General features: G+C 42.0%; 10 protein-coding genes. All 10 read left to right on the top strand.

Features of this window, described 5'->3' with window-relative positions:
- Window positions 1-18: 18 nt before the first annotated feature.
- Window positions 19-1,209, top strand: coding sequence for a glycoside hydrolase family 88 protein (locus tag K429_RS0112315; protein WP_007211788.1), 1,191 nt, complete (start codon window positions 19-21; stop codon window positions 1,207-1,209).
- A gap of 13 nt (window positions 1,210-1,222) precedes the next feature.
- Complete coding sequence (locus K429_RS0112320; protein ID WP_007219267.1) at window positions 1,223-2,686, top strand: glycoside hydrolase family 28 protein; 1,464 nt, start codon at window positions 1,223-1,225, stop codon at window positions 2,684-2,686.
- Window positions 2,687-2,696: 10 nt separating this feature from the next.
- Window positions 2,697-7,457: a family 78 glycoside hydrolase catalytic domain gene (locus K429_RS29860; RefSeq protein WP_026367114.1), complete on the top strand. Its 4,761-nt coding sequence runs from the start codon at window positions 2,697-2,699 to the stop codon at window positions 7,455-7,457.
- Window positions 7,458-7,573: 116 nt separating this feature from the next.
- Window positions 7,574-8,332, top strand: coding sequence for a LytTR family DNA-binding domain-containing protein (locus tag K429_RS0112330; protein ID WP_026367115.1), 759 nt, complete (start codon window positions 7,574-7,576; stop codon window positions 8,330-8,332).
- A gap of 13 nt (window positions 8,333-8,345) precedes the next feature.
- Window positions 8,346-9,350, top strand: coding sequence for a sensor histidine kinase (locus K429_RS0112335; protein WP_007219269.1), 1,005 nt, complete (start codon window positions 8,346-8,348; stop codon window positions 9,348-9,350).
- A gap of 133 nt (window positions 9,351-9,483) precedes the next feature.
- Window positions 9,484-10,386 (top strand): DUF6268 family outer membrane beta-barrel protein, encoded by a 903-nt coding sequence (locus K429_RS0112340; protein ID WP_026367116.1) that lies wholly within the window; start codon window positions 9,484-9,486, stop codon window positions 10,384-10,386.
- Between the two features lie 482 nt (window positions 10,387-10,868).
- The gene (locus tag K429_RS0112345; RefSeq protein ID WP_026367117.1) at window positions 10,869-11,405 is read left to right on the top strand and encodes a DUF4890 domain-containing protein; all 537 of its coding nucleotides are present in this window, start codon (window positions 10,869-10,871) and stop codon (window positions 11,403-11,405) included.
- Between the two features lie 181 nt (window positions 11,406-11,586).
- Window positions 11,587-15,516: a helix-turn-helix domain-containing protein gene (locus tag K429_RS0112350; protein WP_026367118.1), complete on the top strand. Its 3,930-nt coding sequence runs from the start codon at window positions 11,587-11,589 to the stop codon at window positions 15,514-15,516.
- Window positions 15,517-15,836: 320 nt separating this feature from the next.
- Window positions 15,837-17,834, top strand: coding sequence for a glycoside hydrolase family 97 protein (locus tag K429_RS0112355; RefSeq protein ID WP_026367119.1), 1,998 nt, complete (start codon window positions 15,837-15,839; stop codon window positions 17,832-17,834).
- 74 nt (window positions 17,835-17,908) lie between these two features.
- A complete protein-coding gene (locus tag K429_RS0112360) occupies window positions 17,909-21,103 on the top strand; it encodes a TonB-dependent receptor (protein ID WP_007211797.1) in 3,195 nt (1,064 codons plus the stop codon).
- Window positions 21,104-21,133 lie beyond the last annotated feature (30 nt).

Consider the following 21,133-nt stretch of genomic DNA (forward strand, 5'->3'; position numbering starts at 1 on the left):
TAAATTTAAGATATAACCATGAAAAAGAGTACATTATTGTTTGTTACTATTCTAATTAGTTTTTTTCCCTTCGGTGACTTATTCGCCAAGGGTAAGGTAAAAGTTGATAAAGCGTTAGAGCATGCTGCTCGTCAGTATCTCTATATGAGGAGTGAATTGCAAGGAAGTAACCAGTTTCCTAAAACGTATGACAAACATATGCAACGCCTGAAAACCAGCAACTCGGAATGGTGGTGCAGCGGCTTTTATCCCGGAACTTTATTCTATCTGTACGAGGATACAGGAGACAAGGAGCTATATGCTGAAGGAGTGCGTATGTTGAAGCTGCTGGAACCGGAACAATACAACGTGAATACGCATGATGTCGGTTTTATGATGTATTGCAGTTATGGCAATGCAAACCGCATTGCTCCGAAACCTGAGTATAAAGATATTATGGTGAACAGTGCCCGTTCGTTGATTTCCCGTTTCAGCCCGGTGGTAGGCTGCATTAAATCCCATAATCGCAAACCGGATGATTATGTTGTTATTATTGATAATATGATGAATCTGGAATTGCTTTTTTGGGCTACTCAGGCCACAGGAGACAGCACATTCTATGATATTGCTGTGAAACATGCCGATACAACTTTGAAGAATCATTTCCGGGCAGACAATAGTCTTTATCATGGACTGAATTATAACCCGGAAACCGGTGAAATAAAGCACTACCAAGGTGGACAGGGCTTTTCCGAAAAGTCAGCTTGGGCTCGTGGACAAGCCTGGGGATTATATGGCTATACACTGATGTACCGTTTTACGAAAGAGCGGAAATACCTTGAGCAAGCCATAAAGATAGCAGAATTTACGCTGAATCATCCTAATATGCCGAAAGACCTGATTCCTTACTGGGACTATAATGCTCCCGGTATACCGGATGCTTTGCGTGATGCTTCTGCAGCAGCTATCAACTGTTCGGGATTATTGGAACTATCTCAGTATGTATCCGAAGAACGGGCTAAGAAATATTATAAGGCAGCCGAGAAAATGCTCCAGACATTATCCTCACCGGCATATACGGCAGAGGAAGGTACTAACGGAGGATTCATTCTGAAACATTCGGTAGGTAATATTCCTTCCGGTACAGAAGTAGATATGCCTTTGACCTATGCTGATTATTACTATGTAGAGGCGTTGTGCCGATACAAATCCTTAAATGATAAACCCTAAAATTAATGATGCCATGATGAATAGATGTAATATAGTCTTGTTTGCAATATCTTTGCTATTTTCCTCTTCCCTTATAGCCGGAACAATTGATGTGACTAAGCGTGGAGCTAAAGGAGATGGGGTAACGGATAATACAATCATTATACAGAAAGCCGTAGATGAATGTTCGAAGAAAGGAGGCGGAACCGTTTTGATACCATCCGGATCTTATTTGATACGTCCCATTGAACTGAAATCAAATGTGAACCTTCATCTGGATTTTGGCACTTTATTGTTGGGAAGTACACGTTTGTCGGATTATGATAATGCCTTTCCCTTCAAGGATGGTAGTATGAATCAGTCTTCCGGACTTTTGTTTGCACGTGGACAAAAGAATATTTCGATTACCGGATTCGGAACGATTGACGGACAAGGTGGAAATAAAACTTTTCAATTTGGCAATGATGCGGACGGAGGACCGAAACGTCCTAAGATAATTTATTTTGTAGAGTGCAAGGGCATCGTTGTGACCGATGTCACTCTCCGTAATTCTGCCTATTGGGTGCAGCATTATGAAAAATGTGAAGATGTCACTATCCGTGGTTTAAAGGTATTCAGCCATTGTAATTATAATAATGACGGGCTTGATATTGATGCCAAGAATGCGACTATATCTGATTGCTACATTGATGTGGAAGATGACGCCATTTGTTTCAAGAGTGACCATCCGGAATTTTGCGAGAACATAACGGTTACGAATTGTGTCACAGCAAGTAATTGTAATGCAATCAAATTCGGTACAGCTTCTCATGGAGGATACCGGAATATTGCGGTTTCCAATTGTGTCGTTCGCCGGGCAGCGGAAGATAATATTCGTCATTGGAGTAAACAGCTTGAACATATTTCGGCCGATGTTACCGTTATTTCGGGTGTTGCCATAGAAATGGTTGATGGAGGCATTATTGATGGCATCACCGTTTCCAATATTTCTATGCGCGATGTCCAGACTCCCATATTCATCCGTTTGGGAGACAGACACCGCACTTACCGGAAAGAGGGTGGTGTATTGAAGAATATAAATATCAGCAACATTGTAGCAACCGCAGAAAGCCTGATAGCCTGTTCAATAACTGGTGTGGAGACAAGCTATGTAGAAAATGTTTCGATCAATAACGTGCAAATCAGCTATCCGGGGGGCGGAACCTCGGACATGGTTAGTAAACCTGTTCCGGAAATGACTAAAAGCTATCCTGAGAATCGAATGTTTGGTAATACATTACCGGCCGCCGGTTTCTATGTACGTCATGCCAGAAATGTGAGATTTAATAATGTACGTTTTGATGCGATGAAGCCCGATGTACGTCCGTTATTCTTTTTGGATGATGTTGTCGGGGCAGAACTGAATCAATGTAAAGGTGCCGCTCCTGCTGATGCGAAATTTATTCGTACAGTGCATAGCTCAGGGATAGTAGCTGATGGTAAGTACCTGGATAAATAGGAGTATGTTTATGAAATGCTTGAAACTAATATTCTGTTTGCTTTATCTTTGTTGCTCTTTGGCTGAGGCTAAAGAGGTGCAAGTAGATGCGCAAAAGGAAGTGGACGAAATGACCGGACGACTGGTCGCTTCCTATTTGGAAGCGAAAGTAGATGAGGACATAATAGCGGGTTATGCGAGTGCGTTACGTTCGGATGGAAGTTTTCCGGACCTGGATTATGTAACTGTGCATGAAGGTTCGTCTTATCCGGCCGGCTCTCATTTGAAACGCTTGAAATTAATGGCTATTGCATATCGGAAACCTGGAAATAAGTATTATAATTCAGGAAGACTGTTGAAACAAATAGTTGCAGGTATCGATTATTGGTATAGAGTACGTCCTAAATCCGGAAACTGGTGGTTCGGTGATATTGGTGCTCCCCAAGACTACATGGTTCCGTTGATTCTGCTGAAAGGTAAAATTAGTGATAAGAAGTTATTGCATTATTCTTCTTATCTACAAGATTTGACTGGGAATAAAGGTCATAAAGGCAAAAACCGTACATGGGTATCTGCCGTTACCATTCATAAAGGATGTATTGAAAATAATATTGAGCTGATACGAATCGGAATCAAGTCCATAGCCTCTACTATTAAGATTGTTCCGGAACAAGGTGACGAAGGTATTAAGGTGGATGGTAGTTTCCATCAGCATCGTCCGCAATTATATTCCGGCGGGTATGGTTTATCGTATGTAGATGATATTGCATATTATTTGCAATTGGTGAAAGGAACTGCCTTTGAGTCTTATTTTACACAAGAGAAAAAAGATATATTTATCAATCTTCTGATGGGTGGTCATCGGTTGTTGGGCTATCGGGAAACGTTTGATTTTGGTGCAATCGGTCGTAATATATCACGTCCCGAAGGACTTAGCAATATTTCTCCTGTCACGCTGGAATACATGGAGCAGAATGATTCTGATCGTGCTGCTGATTACTCGGCTTGGAAGAAACATCTTTCCGGTGCTCCCTTTCCTGCTCCCGGTAATAAGTATTTCTGGAAATCGGACATTATGGTTCAGCATGGTACCGGCTATTATCTCTCTGCTAAGGTGATTTCTACACGGACTAATGGAACCGAAATGCTTAATAATGAGAACCTCAAAGGTTATAACCTGCCGCTTGGTGCTACGAATATCCTTACTTCCGGGAAAGAATATGAAGGTATCTTCCCTGTATGGAACTGGAATAAAATACCGGGGACTACGGCTGTTCAACATCAGGACTCTACTCGTCTTGAAGGATATCTGTTCGGAAAAAATCGGTTTGGAGGTGGGGTAAGTAACGGCAAGAATGGGGTCATTGCTTATGAGCATTGCTATAAGGGAGTAAAGGCCAGGAAGTCTTACTTTTTTATGAATGATGTACTTTTGTGCTTAGGGACAGATATTGCATCAGATGCTCCCGAGGAAGTAGTTACAACTGTTAATCAGTGCCTTTTTAAAGGCGAAATGGTAGTTGGCGAAGAGGAAGGAACTACATCTGTTTACAGAGAAAATGTATCTGTAAAGAATCCGGCTTGGGTATATCATGATAAAGTTGGTTATTTATTTCCTTCAGGAGGAGATGTAATTGTTAGCAATCCGAAACAAACCGGAGCTTGGAAGGATATTAATATCAGTGGGAGTGGAAAAAAGATTTCTGCTGACATCTTTAATCTCTGGATTAGTCATGGTGTAAAGGCTAAGGAAGGGAAATATGCATATATGGTTGTTCCTGACAAATCTTTAGAGGAGTTCCGGACATTTACGGCTACCCAGAATTATAAGATTATTCAAAATAGTTCTGTGGTGCAGGCTGTTAAGTTGAATCAGCAGTATGCTATTGTTTTTTATCATCCGGGAACAATTGATTTAGGGGAGGGACTTACACTGGCTACTGATAAACAAGTGATTGTCTATCTTGAGCAGAAGGGAACAGGTTACGATATCTGGGTTGCAGATCCGCTTTATAGTCAGAGGGAGGTTTGTCTGACTCTTAATGATAGAGAAGTGCAGATTGCTTTTCCGGAGGGTGAACTGATTGGCAGTACGGCTTTCACGAATATTGCCACTCTCCAACCTTTTGATTTGCAATGTGAATATCTTAGTAATCCTTTAGGTGTTGACATACTGCAACCTCGTTTGAGTTGGAAAATGGGAGCTACTACCTCGGCACGCGGACGGAAGCAGACTGCTTATCAGATTCTTGTAGCAAGCTCCCGAGATTTACTTGATGCAGACCGTGGAGATCTTTGGGATAGCGGGCGTGTTAACTCTGCAGAGTCGGTGAATATTGTTTATGGAGGAGTACCTTTGTCTGCCGGACAAAGATGTTTCTGGAAAGTCCGTTTCTCCGATGAGCATAATCGTTGGTCAGCATGGAGTAATCCTGCAAATTGGCGTATGGGGCTGTTTGCTGCTGATTGGGCGGCACAATGGATAGGCAGTGCAGAAATGGAATCTCAGAGTGTGGGAGGTAAGAAGGTTAATAATGTAATGGCAGATCCCTGGTTCCGTAAAACATTTAATATGTCGGATATTCCACAGGATGCTGTTATTTATGTAGCTTCCATAGGTTATCATGAACTGTATGTCAATGGGCGGAAAGTGGGGGATGCTGTCCTTTCACCTTCGGTTACGGATCATAAATCACGTGCCCGTTACATGACATATGATATCAAGGGCTATCTGAAAACAGGTACTAATGTTATAGCTTTGTGGCTGGGTACTTCCTGGGCTGTTTTTCCGGCCTATCAGCAGAAGAATAGACCGGCTATTCCGATGGCATTGGTTCAGGCTGAGATCGCATTATCTTCCGGAAAGAAATTACGAATTGTTTCGGATAATACCTGGAAGACCCATGCAAGTCCCAATACCTTGTTAGGTTACTGGGAGGCACATCACTTTGAAGGAGAATGTTATGATGCAGCTTTGGAAAAAGATGGGTGGAATACTCCGGATTTTGATGATTCCGGTTGGGCTATGGCAAAGGTTTATTCTACTGACGTTATAGTATCATCTGACCGTACAGAACCTAATCGGTTACTTGGTGAAATTAAACCACTTTCTGTTCAGGAAGTTAGTCCCGGAGTCTATAGAGTTGATATGGGAATCAATTATGCCGGTTGGTTTGAGATGCAGCTCCAAGGCCAACCCGGTGATTCAATTGTATTCCAATTTTCTGAAAGGGAAAAGGATGCTTGCAGCTATGGTATACATAGCATTTATAAAGTTGGCTCCAAACGGAAAGGAGTCTTTTGTAACCGTTTTAATTATATGACCGGACGCTGGGTACAAATTACCGGCCTTCGGTATAAACCGGAATTAGACCAGATACGTGGTTGGATGATTCGTCCGGATTATCGCCGGAGCGGTGGATTTGAATGTGATCTTCCTTTGTTGAATGACATTTATCGTACTACCTTGTGGACGTTTGAAAATCTCAGTCTGGGTAACTATGTGGTCGATTGTCCTCATCGTGAACGTTGTGGATACGGGGGAGATGCATTGGCCACTACGCGCACAGCTTTGGGAAACTATCAATTGGGGGCTTTCTATAGCAAATGGATGGAAGATTGGCGTGATGTGCAAGATCCCGAAGGGAATGTTCCCTATACCGCTCCTACCCGCATTGGCGGGGGTGGACCATCCTGGAGTGGTTTCTGCATTACCTTGCCTTGGGAGCTTTATCGTCAGTATGGAGATGTACGTATTCTTTCGGAAAGTTTTCCCACTATTCAGCGCTGGCTTTCTTTTGTAGAAACGAAGTCGCAGGATGACATGCTGGTACGTTGGGGAGGTAAATGGAGTTTCCTGGGTGACTGGCTTTGGCCGGATGCATGGTCGGAAAGGTCGGCTATGGAGAAACAGGGAAAAGCACTTGGAGATACTCGGGAAACTTTATTCTTTAATAATTGTCACTGGATTTACAGTCTTGAAACTGCTGCACAGATTGCCGATGTGTTGGGAAATAGAGCAGCAGCTTCCGCTTATCGGAACCGGGCATCCAAAGTACGTAAGGCGGTGCATGCTACTTTCTTCAATTCGAACGATAATAGCTACGTGAATGGCTATCCTTCTTATCTTGCTATTGCACTGATGGTTGATTTACCTCCGAAGCATTTGCAGGCAAAAGTCTGGAAACGTCTTGAGCAGGAAGTGCTGGTAAAGCGTAAAGGGCATTTCTGGGGAGGCATTACTGCCGGTTCGTTCCTGTTGCATACTTTATTAGATAATCATCGTAATGATTTGATTTTTGAGATGGCTATGAAAGAAGATTTTCCCGGCTGGGGAGATATGTTGAAGCATGGCAACGGTACGTTCTTTGAAGATTGGCAATGTCGTGGTTCGGGTTTGCATAGTTCCTATTTGTATATCGGTAGTTGGTTTATTGAGGCTTTAGGAGGTATCCGCCGTCCGGAGGCTGGTTATAAGGAGTTTTCCATTGAGCCTTGGATTACAAAAGGCGGTCCAAAGCAAGTACGTTCATACTACAACTCGCTGTATGGGAAAATAGTCTCTGACTGGACGTTGGAAGCCGGTGTGCTGAAAATGGAAATCACCATACCGGCTAATACTACTGCTGTCCTGAAATTATCCGGCATTCATCCTGCTACTTTAAAGGAAGGAGAAACTGCATGGAAAGAGGCGGAAGGAGTCAGCCTGTATTCACAAAAAAGGAATGCTCTATCACTTGCATTGCAGTCAGGTACTTATAGATTCTCGGTGGTGATGGATGAAGGCAGGTAATTGCACTTGCACTTCATCCTTCAATTTCTGCACTTCATCGGAAATACATCATTTCGTAACCGGATATGGATGATAATCTGTAATTTTACGGCAGATTCCTATAAATTGAGTGCCGGATGATGAAATACCTGTTAGTAGAAGACGAACGTTTCGCTTACGAAGAGATGAAGCGGATGATGGAGAAGTTACGCCCCGATTATCAGTTGGAGGCATGGACAGCCACTGTGGAGCAGACCGTACAATTTCTGAAACACCACCCGGTAGATCTGATGTTGCTGGATATCCGGTTGACGGATGGAAACAGTTTCGACATTTTTGAGCAGATACAGGTCACGACACCTGTTATTTTTACTACTGCCTATGATGAGCATGCCATACAGGCATTCAAGGTGAATAGTGTGGACTATCTGCTGAAGCCTGTGGAGGAAGATGATTTGCTGGCGGCATTGAGAAAATTTGAACAGTTCAGGGTTGTGCAACCTCCCGTTACCGATTACAGGAAACTGGAAGAAGCATTGATGAGTAATTGTAAAAAGAACCGTTTCCTTATCCAGAAAGGGGATGCGTATCATTATGTGGAGACTTCAGATATCGCTTTCTTCTACAGTGAAGAAAAAGTAGTCTTTCTGCACACCTTTTCAGATAAACGCTATATTGTGGACTATACTTTGGAACAGATAGAGCAACTGCTGGATGAAAGGACTTTCTTCCGTGTTTCCCGCAATTGCATTGCTAATATCAACTCTATCCGTAAGATATCCAAGTACTTCAACAGTCGGTTGAAGTTGAGCTTCCAGCCTGAATGCCCGCACGAGGTTTTAATCAGTCGTGTGCGGGTTCCTGATTTTCTGAAGTGGGTGGATGGTGTGCTTTAAAATACATTTGGGGATGAAGAATAAATGGTATATCCTGCTTTTTATAGTGCTCATTGCAATTTCTTTGTTTGCATTCCAGTATGTGGCGGAGCTTCTTTCTGACGCTCCCCGGAGCTTAAGTTTGGAAACACAGTATCTGCTCAATTTACCTGCCTGCATTTTTGTGGGGATTGTTGATTTTCTCATCATTGTTATTGTCCATAAGAGGCTGGACAACATTAACAATACAATGAGAATCTTTATCGATTTATTGCTGGCATCCGTATGGGTGAGTTGCTTCGGTATAGCGGCAAATTATATCCTGTCCATTATTCTGGAGGAACCTTGGCCGGAAGATTATGCTCTGCTGAAAATGTCTCTGCCGGTAGTACTTTGGAATAGCATGATTGTTCTTCTGATTGAGATATTCTTTTATCAGCAAAGCCAAATGGAAGCAGAGAAGAAACTGGCTATTATAGAGAAAGAGAAGATTCAGTATCAGTATGAAACCTTGAAAGCCCAGATAAATCCACATTTCCTGTTCAATAGTCTGAATGTGCTATCCTCACTGGCCTATAGTGATGCGGAAAAGACCAATCTGTTTGCTAAAAAGCTGTCAGGTGTCTACCGTTATCTGTTGTTGACAAACAATCGTCCGATGGTTACTTTGAAGGAAGAATTGGCTTTTCTGGAAAGTTATGTATTTCTGGAGAAGATTCGCTTTGAAGATACATTGTTCATCGAGATAGACGAATATGATTTGTATGGAACCAGATTGATTATTCCCGTTAGCTTGCAACTGCTGGTAGAAAATGCGATTAAGCATAATATAGCTACTTTAAAGAATCCGCTTATTATTCGGATAGGCTTTACCGATGAGGGGATTATGGTTTCCAATAATCTGCAATTGCGGAGTTCAGTAGATAGAGGTGGTGTAGGATTAGGGAACCTGGAAAAACAATACGCCTTGTATGATAAAGCAATTGATATCGTGGAAAGTACTACAGAATTTGTAGTGAGAGTACCTTTCCTCGAATAATCTTCTTTTTTCCTTTTGTTCCATCTTTGGGATAATGAAATTCAACAGGTCTTTCGTGCAGTTCGTCGGAAAAGACTTATACCGGACAAGCTAATCTCTTTTCTTTGCAATAAAATAATCTAATTTATTAGCAATGAGAAGATTCTCTTATCTTTTATTTCTGTTGCTCTTGGTGGCAGCAATCGATGGTTTTGCACAAGGAGTTATTAAAACGGAGTATATGCCTGCCTCTTCTTTCAGAGATGAAGCGGGGAATAAATTGGGTTCGGGTGATTTATTGAAATTCACCGGAGCATACACGCTACCCTTTTCGCTGAAGCAGAATGCATCGGGACAGCCTATCATGTGGTCGGCATCGGCAAGAGGAACTTACGCGATACTTAATAATCGACATATGGTCTTGGATATACATCCGGATGAGGTGTTAAGTGGCAGTCTCAATCTGACGCATGTACGGCCCTTGTCGAAAAAGTGGTACATGATAGCCAGTTTGGGAGCAGGTATTTATTCGGCACCGGATGCAATTACCTGGCAGAGTGTATTGGTGAATGGGGGAGTGATTTTTGTGTATAAATGTAGGAAAAATCTGGATATAGGTGTTGGGGCTGGATTGACGAATTCATTTGGAGTACCTATTGCCATGCCGATGTTCTTTCTTAACTGGCAACTTTCCGGTAATTATGAGGTTAATGTGAATCTCTCTTCCGGTGTTGAAGTGTCCGGGGCAGTACGTTTGGGAGATCGGTTTAAGTTGAGGCTCGTGGCAATGGAAATGGATGGAATATCTTCCGTGATGGATGTAGAGGAAAAGTCGATGATCTATGCTTCAGTTATGATGCGATCCTATCTCTGTCCGGAATATAAAATAGGTAAGAAGTCATGCCTGTATTTGGGGATAGGAGGCAATTGGCTCCGGTCCGGCGATCTGACTAAACGTACGCTTAAAGGGTTTGTAGACAATATGTTCAGTGATAAAGATGATCCGTATTTCAATCCGACGGTTTACTTTTCTGCCGGAGTGAAATGTGGGTTTTAAACGGAACTCACCTGCCTGTTCAATAAAAAGTTGGATCAAGTTACTCTCACTACCCTCACTTTTAGTGTGAATCGTTGATAGTTAGGGTATTAAATGTGGTGGTAGTAAAAAATCCGGTGTGAGGGTAAGTGGGTTACTCTCACTTTCGCACTCAACCCATATCCGGATGAGGCATTTATTTATCTCGTATCAGGTGTTATCCTGTTGAGAACGAGGGATATATCTATTCAGCCTTAGGAATCGTCGGGTGTTGACCTTGGTTAACAGGCTTATCAACCTTGGTTAACGAGCCGATTAACCTTGGTCGACAGGCTTGTTAACCAAGGTCAACGCCTAATAATGCTTACTGTGGAGGTGCAAAATGGAGGATGAGTATCCCTTATTTGGCTATTCCGTCGACAAAACCTTCCCTTTCGTAGATTTTATTTTCAGCTCTTCTTTCTCTCCCTTACATTTGCATCGTAATAAAAAACTGACGCAAAATGAAAAGTACCGGAAGATTATGGTTATTAGCTGTATGTCTGTTGTGTGGGCTGGTTTGTACACAAGCACAGGAGCAGGAGAAGAAACAATTGCCCCGTGAAGTTCCTTCACCGGAGAAAGCTGCCCGGAAAATGACGGACCGGATGAAAGAAGAACTGCAACTGACAGACAAGCAGTACGATAAACTATATAAACTGAACCTGAAAGAACAACAAGAACATTTTGCGACTATGACTGAAAGAGGAAATGGTCAGCGTCCTTTGATGGGAAGTCGTCCCGAAAGGGGTGGTGGTCGTCCGCCGATGGAAGGTGGAATGGGACCCGGTATGGGAGGCGGTCGTCCGCCAATGGGAGCTCCAGGCGAACGTCCTGTAATGGAAAAGGACAATGTGGAGAAGATGCAGAAAGCTGCTGCCAAAAAGGAAAAGAAAATCAAGAAAATCCTGACGGCGGAACAATATGCAAAGTGGCAGGAAATGTGCCAGCCACAAGAACCAGCTCATCCACAGGATCATCCTCACAAACCAAATCTGTAGAGACTCTCTCTAAATAGCGTTTTTTCATGTATTATTGACTGTACCGTTCCACCCCCGTGAGGGGAGGGAACGGTTTTCTTTTTAATAGGATCATCCATCCTTATCATGAAATTAAGTATGAAAGCACTTCGATATTGAAATAATATAAATATATTTGTCTTTTCGAAAAACACTGCGTAATATGATGAAAGCACTATTCTGCCATATATTATTTCTGCTTTTTATGCTTCCGATGTGGAGTCAGAGTAACATAATAGAGAATTATATACATATCAGTAAAAAAGAAGGCATATCCCATAATAATATATCGACTATTCATGATGATTGCTATGGAGCAATCTGGATCGGTACTTTCAATGGGCTGGATGTTTATGACAGTAAGAAACTGACGCATATCGACAGGTTTTCCGGTATGCCGATAAACTCTTTGTTCGATACGGGAAAGGAGATGTTTGTAGCTGCGGAAATGTTTTTGGAGGTATACGACTATGAAGCCGGTCGGTTTTCCCGCATAACGTACAATGGCAATGAACTTATGTATGCAGTCTCTATCTTTCGTTACGAGAACGATGTTATCATATTGAGTAATGGTAATATATATAAGTATAAAGATAAAGAAGTGACTCTCATTAAGAGCAGTGTACCATTCCTGAGGCTTGTTTGTGATAAATATGGCGTATTGTGGGGACTGAATGGTGACAAGGTATATAAGGTGGATAAGACTTTTGAAATCCTGAAAACATATAATCTGAAAGGTGCGGACCGCTCTCCTGCAAAAGGATTGTGTATTTATGCTGATTCACGGAGTATTATATGGATAGGAACCATCAAAGACGGACTGTTCAAGTATAACCGGACTTATGATGATTTTCATAAAGAAACCATTGTTTCGGAATACAGGGTCAACGATCTGGAAGATATTGCAAGTATCGCAGAAGATGAGTATAACCGGCTATGGATTGGATATAATTATGGTTTGGCGATATATGATTATAATGATCATTTGTTTAGGAATTATGCCTTTGAGACGAACCATAACAGTCTGCAAAATGTAGCTATAACCAGTATATATCGGACTAAATCCCATAACATGGTTATCGGTTCTTATTTCTCCGGACTGTTCTATATAAAAGAACTGAACTCTACAAAGAAATTCTATACTCTTACCGATGCTAAAGATAATATAGGAGGCGTCACTTCCAATGGTATCGTGAGAGATCGGCTGTCGAGGCTTTGGGTTGCTACTAATTGTCGGGGAGTGAGCATATTGGATGAGAATGGAAAATTCATCAAGCGGCTGGATCATACGAATTCAGTCATCAGCAATAATATTATTTGCCTGGAGATGGGGCTGGACGGAAATGTCTGGGCGGGAGGTCTGTCTTCGGGATTATATAAGATAGCGCCGGACGAACGTATCACCCATTATATGCCTTCATCCGTTGATACGACTTCTCTTTCCGGAAGTTTTGTACAGACTTTGTGTGCTCTCAATGAAGACAGTTTGTTGGTGGCTACCAATAAAGGAATTGATATTTATTTGCATAAAGTGGGGACTTTCTCAAGGATCCTGACAAGCCAGGGCAGAAGCGACTATAACTTTTTTGATTGTATGGTTTGTCATGATAAGGTATATCTGATAAACTCAATGTCCCTTTTTGGTTACGACCGTCTGACCAAGGAAATAAAAGAATATGTGTTGGCGGATGATCCTACTACTGCTTTTCAATGTGGATATGCCGATAAGAACGGTCACCTATGGTTGGGTACCAGAAGGGGCGAATTATTTTCGTTTGAGAACGGAGAGTTCCAACTCTATATCAAACATAAGGCAATCAATACGATTGCCGGAATAGAAGGGGATGCAGAAGGAAACTTATGGCTTTCATCCGGAAATAACTTGTTTCGTGTGACGCCTCAAAAAGAAGTCAGACAGTTTAATCTGGACTGGGGGCTGGATGGGAAAGAATTTAATGTGCGTTCCAGCTATACCGATAAAGAAGGGTGTATCTATTTTGGTGCTACCGAAAAACTTCTGAAGTTTGATCCGCAACGAATGGTAGAGCGAAAGCATATACAGCCTGTGCTGTATATATCGGCACTCAAATTGTTTAATGTACCTGTTGAATCCGGATCGTCCATTCTGAAAAATCATATAGACAACACCGACCGTATAGTACTTGACAATGACCAGAACTTTGTTTCTTTTGCAGTGGTAAGTATAGATTATAATTCAGATCAACCGCTCTCTCCCTATAAGATTGTCTATCAACTGGAAAATTATGATAATCATTGGTATGATGTGAATGCAGCTTCGAATGAGATATCATTTACGGGACTTTCTACCGGCAATTACGTATTGCATATCCAACTGAAAGCTGATAATGGAGATGTGCTTGCCGATAAAAAGATAGAAATAAAAGTACTCCCGCCGCTTTGGCTGAGTCCTTATATGATAGTGCTGTATATTCTGTTGCTTGGAATTGTAATTTATGCCATACGTTCCTTTATCGTGAAACAGCGGAGAGCTAAAGAACTGGTGGCGCAATCTAAGAGGGAACAGGCTGAAATGGAAAAATTGAATACTCTGAAACTGGATTTCTTCACGAGTCTGTCCCATGAGTTCCAGCGGCCTCTTGCCATTATATCTACTTTGCAGAATGATCTGCTACCTGATGACAGTGAGCAGGATAGCGAGACTAATATTTTTAAGCGTAACGTGAAACGTTTGCAATATCTTATCGACCAGTTGATGGATTTCAGAAATATCGAGTCGCAGCATGCGAAGGTCAAAATGGATAAATATGACATTGTCTGTTTCTTGAATGATATCTATGAAGCCTTTACCCCATTGTTCAGGCACAAGGAGATATCCCACGAGTTTATATCTGATACGACCTCTCTGCCTATTCTGTTTGATTCCGATAAACTGGAAATATTGATTGGTAATTTACTAAGCAATGCGTTTAAGCATACACGACAGGGAGGAAAGTGTTATTTGAAGATAGCTCATAAGGAAGAAGTGGTGACGGTGGATGTTTTCAATAGTGGCCCGTGCCTGACTGAGGAACAGAAGACTGCCATTTTTCAGCCTTATAACAGTATACAAATAGCTGATATGCGTTCTAACGGGGGAATCGGACTGTCCATTGCCAACAGTATTGTTAAATTGTTGAATATACACCTGTCTGTTATATCCGTCGAAAACGAAGGGAATATTTTCAGAATAGAGATGCCGTTGCATAAAGATGACAATCTTGAACTCATCAGTCCCCGGATTAAGGTTGTCAATCAGATTATTGATAATACCATCTATGTGGAAGAGCAGGCTCAGTCTTCAAATGAAGATATGGATGAAAGGAATCTCTTCCAGGTGTTGATTGTGGAGGACGATGCGGATACGAAGAAAATATTGAAGAAGAAGTTACAGAAGAACTTCCATGTGTTGTTAGCTTCAGATTCTGATGAGGCTTTATTGGTACTGAAATCTCAGAATGTGGATATGGTGATCAGTAATACGGCTCCTCAGGTCGATGGACTGGGGTTGTGCAAGACCATTAAAGATAATGAAAAGACCAATCGCATACTTGTATTACTGATTTCTTCGGATTTATCGCCCGAAAGTAAAATTGCGGCATTCCAGGCGGGAACCGATGCGTTTATGCAGAAACCGATCCATATACAGGAATTGCTTCTTCGTATGAATAATATGTTGAAGAATAAAAATGCACTTCGGTCTTACTATTCTAATTTCGATCAGGCAAACGTTACGGAGCAGAATATGAACAATGCGGATGAAGTCTTTCTGAAGAATCTGACAGATTTTGTTCTCCAGCACTTGAGTGATCCTGAAATGTCGGTCAACCTCATCACTAAACATTTTAATATCAGCCGTACCCTGCTATACATGAATGTTAAGCGAATCACGGACCAAACTCCTTCAAACTTCATCCTTAATATAAAAATGTCTCAGGCTAAAAAGATGTTATTGACTACCAGTATGACCTCTTCCGAAATTGCGGATCAGTTAGGCTATTGCAACTCCAATCATTTCAGTCGTCAGTTTAAAGAATACTATAATACTACGCCGGGTAAATTCCGTAAACAGTAATTAAGAACGTTGTAAAAACGAACTCGATTTCATTCCTCTTCAACGTATTATATATGTTGGTAAGACAAATATGCACTTTTTGCAAGGGAATAATTGTGCATATTTGTTCAGAACCTATATACATATATTCATTTCTTCCATTTACATTTTTACCTAATCTACAATGCACCATTTCTAAACGAATAGATAAAATGCGTGATGCATTATCCCTATATATTTGTCTCGGGGAAAACGAGAAATCGTAGACTGAATAAGCAGGTTTTCTCTTTGATACAGACTAAAAAGTAATGTGTAATATATATAGTAAAACAATGGATAGAATGAAACATGTAACTCGGATAGCTTTCGCCTTGTTAATGGCAACTTGTACGGCGCCGGCTTTTTCACAAAAAACATTTGTGCTATGTTCGCCCGATGAGAAATTTCAATCGGAAATAAAAATAAGCACGACGGATATTAAATATAATATCAAGCACGATGGTGATCTGATGCTCGATTTCTCGCGCATCCATATGAGTCTGGATAAGGGACGGGCTTTCGGCATAAATCCGAAACTGTCCGGAACAAAGACTAAGACTGTAGACCGGATATTGAATGCGGATATATATAAGAAGAAAGAAGTAAGGGATAACTTCAATGAGTTGACACTGAAATTTAAAGGGAATTACCGGATTGTTTTCAGAGCATACAATGAAGGTATAGCATATCGTTTTGAATCGGATATTAAGGGGGATATCATTGTTGAAAATGAATTGTCGGAGTTTAACTTCCTTCATGATGCTAAAGCATATATACCTTATGTAAGGGATAATGTTGCTACACTGGAAAGCCAGTTCGGTAATCCTTTTGAGAACATTTATAAATATGAGAATATGTCTCAATGGGATACATCACGTATAGCATTTCTTCCGTTGCTGGTTGAGGGGAGAAATGGAAAGAAACTCTGCATCCTGGAGGCTGATTTATTAAATTATCCGGGTATGTATCTGTATAATGGTGACGGGAGTAACACGTTGAAGAGTGTTTTTGCACCTTATCCTAAGGAGATAGAGCAAGGCGGCTATTTGAATTTGCAGGGATTAGTGAAGTCTCGTGAGCCATATATAGCGAAAGTCAGCGGTGTAACCTCATTTCCCTGGCGTATCATGGTCGTTTCTGAAAATGATAAGGAACTGGCGGATAATGATATGGTGTTTAAACTGGCTACCCGACCGCAGGGTGACTTTTCATGGGTGAAACCCGGAAAAGCGGCATGGGAGTGGTGGCATGCATGGAACCTGCTGGGAGTTGATTTTAAAACAGGTATTAATAATGAGACTTACAAATGCTACATTGATTTCGCATCCCGGTATGGTGTAGAGTATATCCTTCTGGACGATGGCTGGTCTCCTAAAAATGAGGCGGATTTGTTTAAGGTTGTTCCAGAACTTGATCTGCCGGAACTTGTCAGATATGGAAAAGAACGGAATGTGGGACTTATTCTTTGGGCAGGCTACTATCCTTTCGATCGGGATATGGAAAGTGTATGCAAGTATTATTCTGAAATGGGAATCAAAGGTTTTAAGGTGGATTATATGGAAAGGGATGACCAACTGATGGTGGACTTTCATCATAGAGCTGCTGAAGTTGCCGCAAAATATAAACTGCTGCTTGATCTTCATGGAACATATAAGCCTACCGGATTACAGTGTACTTACCCTAATGTGGTAAATATAGAGGGGGTACACGGATTGGAACAGATGAAGTTTCCGACTGCATTTGTTGATCAGGTGACGTATGATGTGACGATGCCCTTTATCCGCATGATGGCCGGTCCGGTCGATTATACGCAAGGAGCTATGCATAATGCTTCGCGGGAGAACTTCAGGGCCATTCATGACGAACCGATGAGTCAAGGTACACGCTGTCGTCAACTGGCGGAGTATATTGTTTTCGATTCACCGCTGAATATGCTTTGTGACAGTCCTTCGAGTTATGAACGTGAACATGAATGTACAAGTTTTATTGCCGGTATACCCACTGTGTGGGATCATACAACCGTCCTTTGCGGGAAAGTCTCGGAATATATAGCGACAGCCCGTCAGAAGGGAAATATATGGTATGTCGGTGCTATGACTAACTGGGAGGAATGTACCATCGAAATCGATCTTTCTTTTCTGGGTGCGGGAGACTTTAAAGCTGAAATATTCCGTGACGGAGTGAATGCCTACCGGTATGCCCGTGACTATAAGAAAGAGCTTATCGAGATTCCGGCTGACAGGAAACTGAAGGTTCGGATGGCACCCGGTGGAGGATTTGCCGCCAGAATTTATCAATAATGTTTATATTAGGAGTTAATGAACAATCCTTTTAAAATAAATAATTTAATAATAACCTTTTAATTAATGCACTTATGATGAAAGATCACAATTTCTGGAAAAGAAAAGGAGTTTTTTCCGTTTTGCTGGTTTGCCTCTTAGGAAGCACGAATGCAGGCTATGCATCTGATCCGGAACATGCTATGACAAGTGGCGGAACCACCGGAACGATGGGAGTAAATCTGCAACAACAGCAACAAAGGATCACTATCCGTGGAAATATCATGGATACTAAGTCGGAACCGCTGGCGGGTGTACATGTTATACTGAAAGGAGACAACAGTGTGGCTACCGTATCAGATCTTAATGGAGACTATACCATACAGGTACCGTCGAAGAATGTGTCACTGGAATTTATATACATGGGAATGGCTACTCAGGAACAAAGGGTAGGCTCGCGCCAGATTATCAATGTTATCATGCAGGAAGATGAAAACCTGTTGGAAGAAGTGGTAGTGGTAGGATTCGGTACACAGAAGAAAGAGTCGGTAGTGGGATCTATCTCAACCATCAGACCGGCGAGTTTGCAGAAAGGTACTTCGCGTTCGCTCAGTAACAATCTGATAGGGCAACTCTCGGGTGTTATCGGAAGCCAACGTTCAGGTGAGCCGGGATATGATGGAGCTTCATTTTTTATTCGAGGTATCTCTACATTCAATGGCAACAACAATCCTCTGATATTGGTAGATGGTGTGGAAAGAAGTCTGGATAATATCGATCCGGCAGAAATAGAATCATTCTCTATCTTGAAAGATGCTGCGGCGAGTGCGGTATATGGTGTGAGGGGGGCTAACGGTGTGATTCTTATCAATACCAAAAGAGGAAAGATTGGAAAACCATCTGTCGATATCCGTTTTGAACAGGGTATCACATTTCTTGGTAAGACACCCGACTATATCGGTGCTTATGATTATGCAAGTCTTGTGAACGCCATTGCGAAGGAAGAGGGAAACCAGATTCCTTACTCGCAGGAGGATCTGGAAAAATATCGTACGGGTTCAGATCCTGACCTGTATCCGGATGTGAACTGGATTGACGCTATTACAAAGAAATTCGGAACAAATTCAAGAGTGAATCTGGATGTAACAGGAGGTAGTGATATTCTGAGATATAGTCTTGTTGGATCATACTACAACACAAGAGGTATTATGGATCGTGACAAGAGTTATGAATGGGACAACTCGGATCGGTTGAACCGCTTCAGCCTGCGTTCCAACGTGGATGTCAATATTACGCCTACTACTTTACTGCGCGTCAATATCGGTGGATTCTTGCAGGATCATACCTTGTCCGCAGGTAAGAAGTCAACGGATGGTAATTATGCTTCGCTCGATGAAATCTTCCAGACAGCTTTTACCACATCGCCTATTGCTCACCCTACACGCTATTCCACTGGCGAAATTCCTGTGGTTGCCAACCGGGCTAATCCCTGGGCATGGCTGACACAGACCGGATATCAGACAAGAAAGGAGAGTAGCCTTGAGACGCTGTTCTCCATAGAGCAAGATCTGAGTATGCTGGTTAAAGGACTGAAAATAAAAGGGCTCTTCTCTTTCGACCGTTATTCGGCAAGTGGTGTGCGCAGATCGAAAAATCCGACATATTACCAGCCAGCCAACGGCAGGAATCCGGATGGAACATTGAACTTGCATATGCTGGGTAATGGAGATGAGTACCTGGATTATTCTTCGTATGGAGAATACGGTACAAACAGCACCTATACAGAGTTTTCGGCAAACTATGCCAATACGTTTGGTAAGCATGGTGTGCAGGGTATGTTTATGTACGATATGCGTAACCTCGACACTGGTGACAAGCAACCTTTCCGCTTCATGGGTATTGCAGGACGTTTCTCGTATACATTTGATAACCGTTATGTGACTGAATTTAATTTCGGTTACAATGGCTCGGAGAATTTCGCTAAGGGCAAGCGCTACGGTTTCTTTCCGTCGGTGGCTCTGGGATGGATTGTATCCGAAGAAAAATTCATGGAACCGGTACGTAATGTATTGAGTAAATTAAAATTGCGTGGGTCTTATGGTCTGGTTGGTAACGATTGTATCGGTGCAACCCGTGGAGCTGTCCGTTTTCCTTATATCACTACTATCGATGAAGTGTCGGGATATACTTTTGGTATGGATGGCAATGTATACATTGGCGGTATGCAGGAAGGCTTGGCCGGTTCTCCTGATCTGACTTGGGAAAAGGTGAAGAAACTGAATATCGGAGTCGAGGTAGGCATTTTGAATACGATAAATTTGACGGTGGATTTCTTCCAGGATAAACGTTATGACATCTTTATGCAACGCGTCAATGTGCCTTCGTCAACCGGTTTCACCAATAATCCGTATGCCAATTATGGTAAGACTACGAATAAGGGTGTGGAGCTGTCTCTTGAAATGAACAAGCGTTTTAGCAAGGATTTTGAAGTAATGGCGCAGGCTACTATGACTTATGCTAAAAGCCGGATTGATGAGATAGACGAACCTGTTACCGTCATTGGTACAAATCGTGCAAGAACAGGACGCCCCATCGGACAGATATACGGTTACATAGACGAAGGTCTGTTCACGGAGGATGATTTTGCAGATGTGGCAAATGGCATCCTGAAAGAAGGTATTCCGGTTCCGCAGTTCTCAAATAATATCCGTCCGGGTGATATTAAATATAAGGATGTCAACAATGATGGTATCATCAATGCTCTGGATCAGTCGCCCATCGGTGGTACCTGGGATCCAATGCTGGTTTACGGTTTCGGATTGAATATGAGATATAAGAATATTGATTTTGGTTTCTTCCTGCAAGGTAATGGCAAGACTTACCGCATCATCGGTTCGGGTGTGAAAACCTTTATCCCCGGTACGGGTGCCAATACTAAGGAGGGAAATATCTATAGCAACTATCAAGACCGTTGGACACCTGAAAACCCGAGTCAAAATGTATTTTGGCCACGTTTGTCCAGTACTATCAATGAAAATAATACCCAACCGTCAACCTGGTGGGTACGCAACATGAGTATGCTGAGGGTGAAGAGCATTGAATTAGGCTATAGTTTTTCCAAGAAGTCCCTTTTGCCACACTTCATCAGTAATGCCCGTCTTTTTGTAGCCTGTTCCAATCCGTTTGAATTCTCTAAGTTCAAAATGTGGGACCCAGAGCTTGATACCAGTACGGGAGCTAAATATCCAATCCCGAGAGTCGTATCTTTCGGATTTAATCTGTCTTTCTAAAGAAGACCTGGAGTTTGGATTATAAAACAA

Source organism: Bacteroides sp. 14(A), assembly GCF_000526555.1.
Lineage (GTDB): Bacteria > Bacteroidota > Bacteroidia > Bacteroidales > Bacteroidaceae > Bacteroides > Bacteroides cellulosilyticus.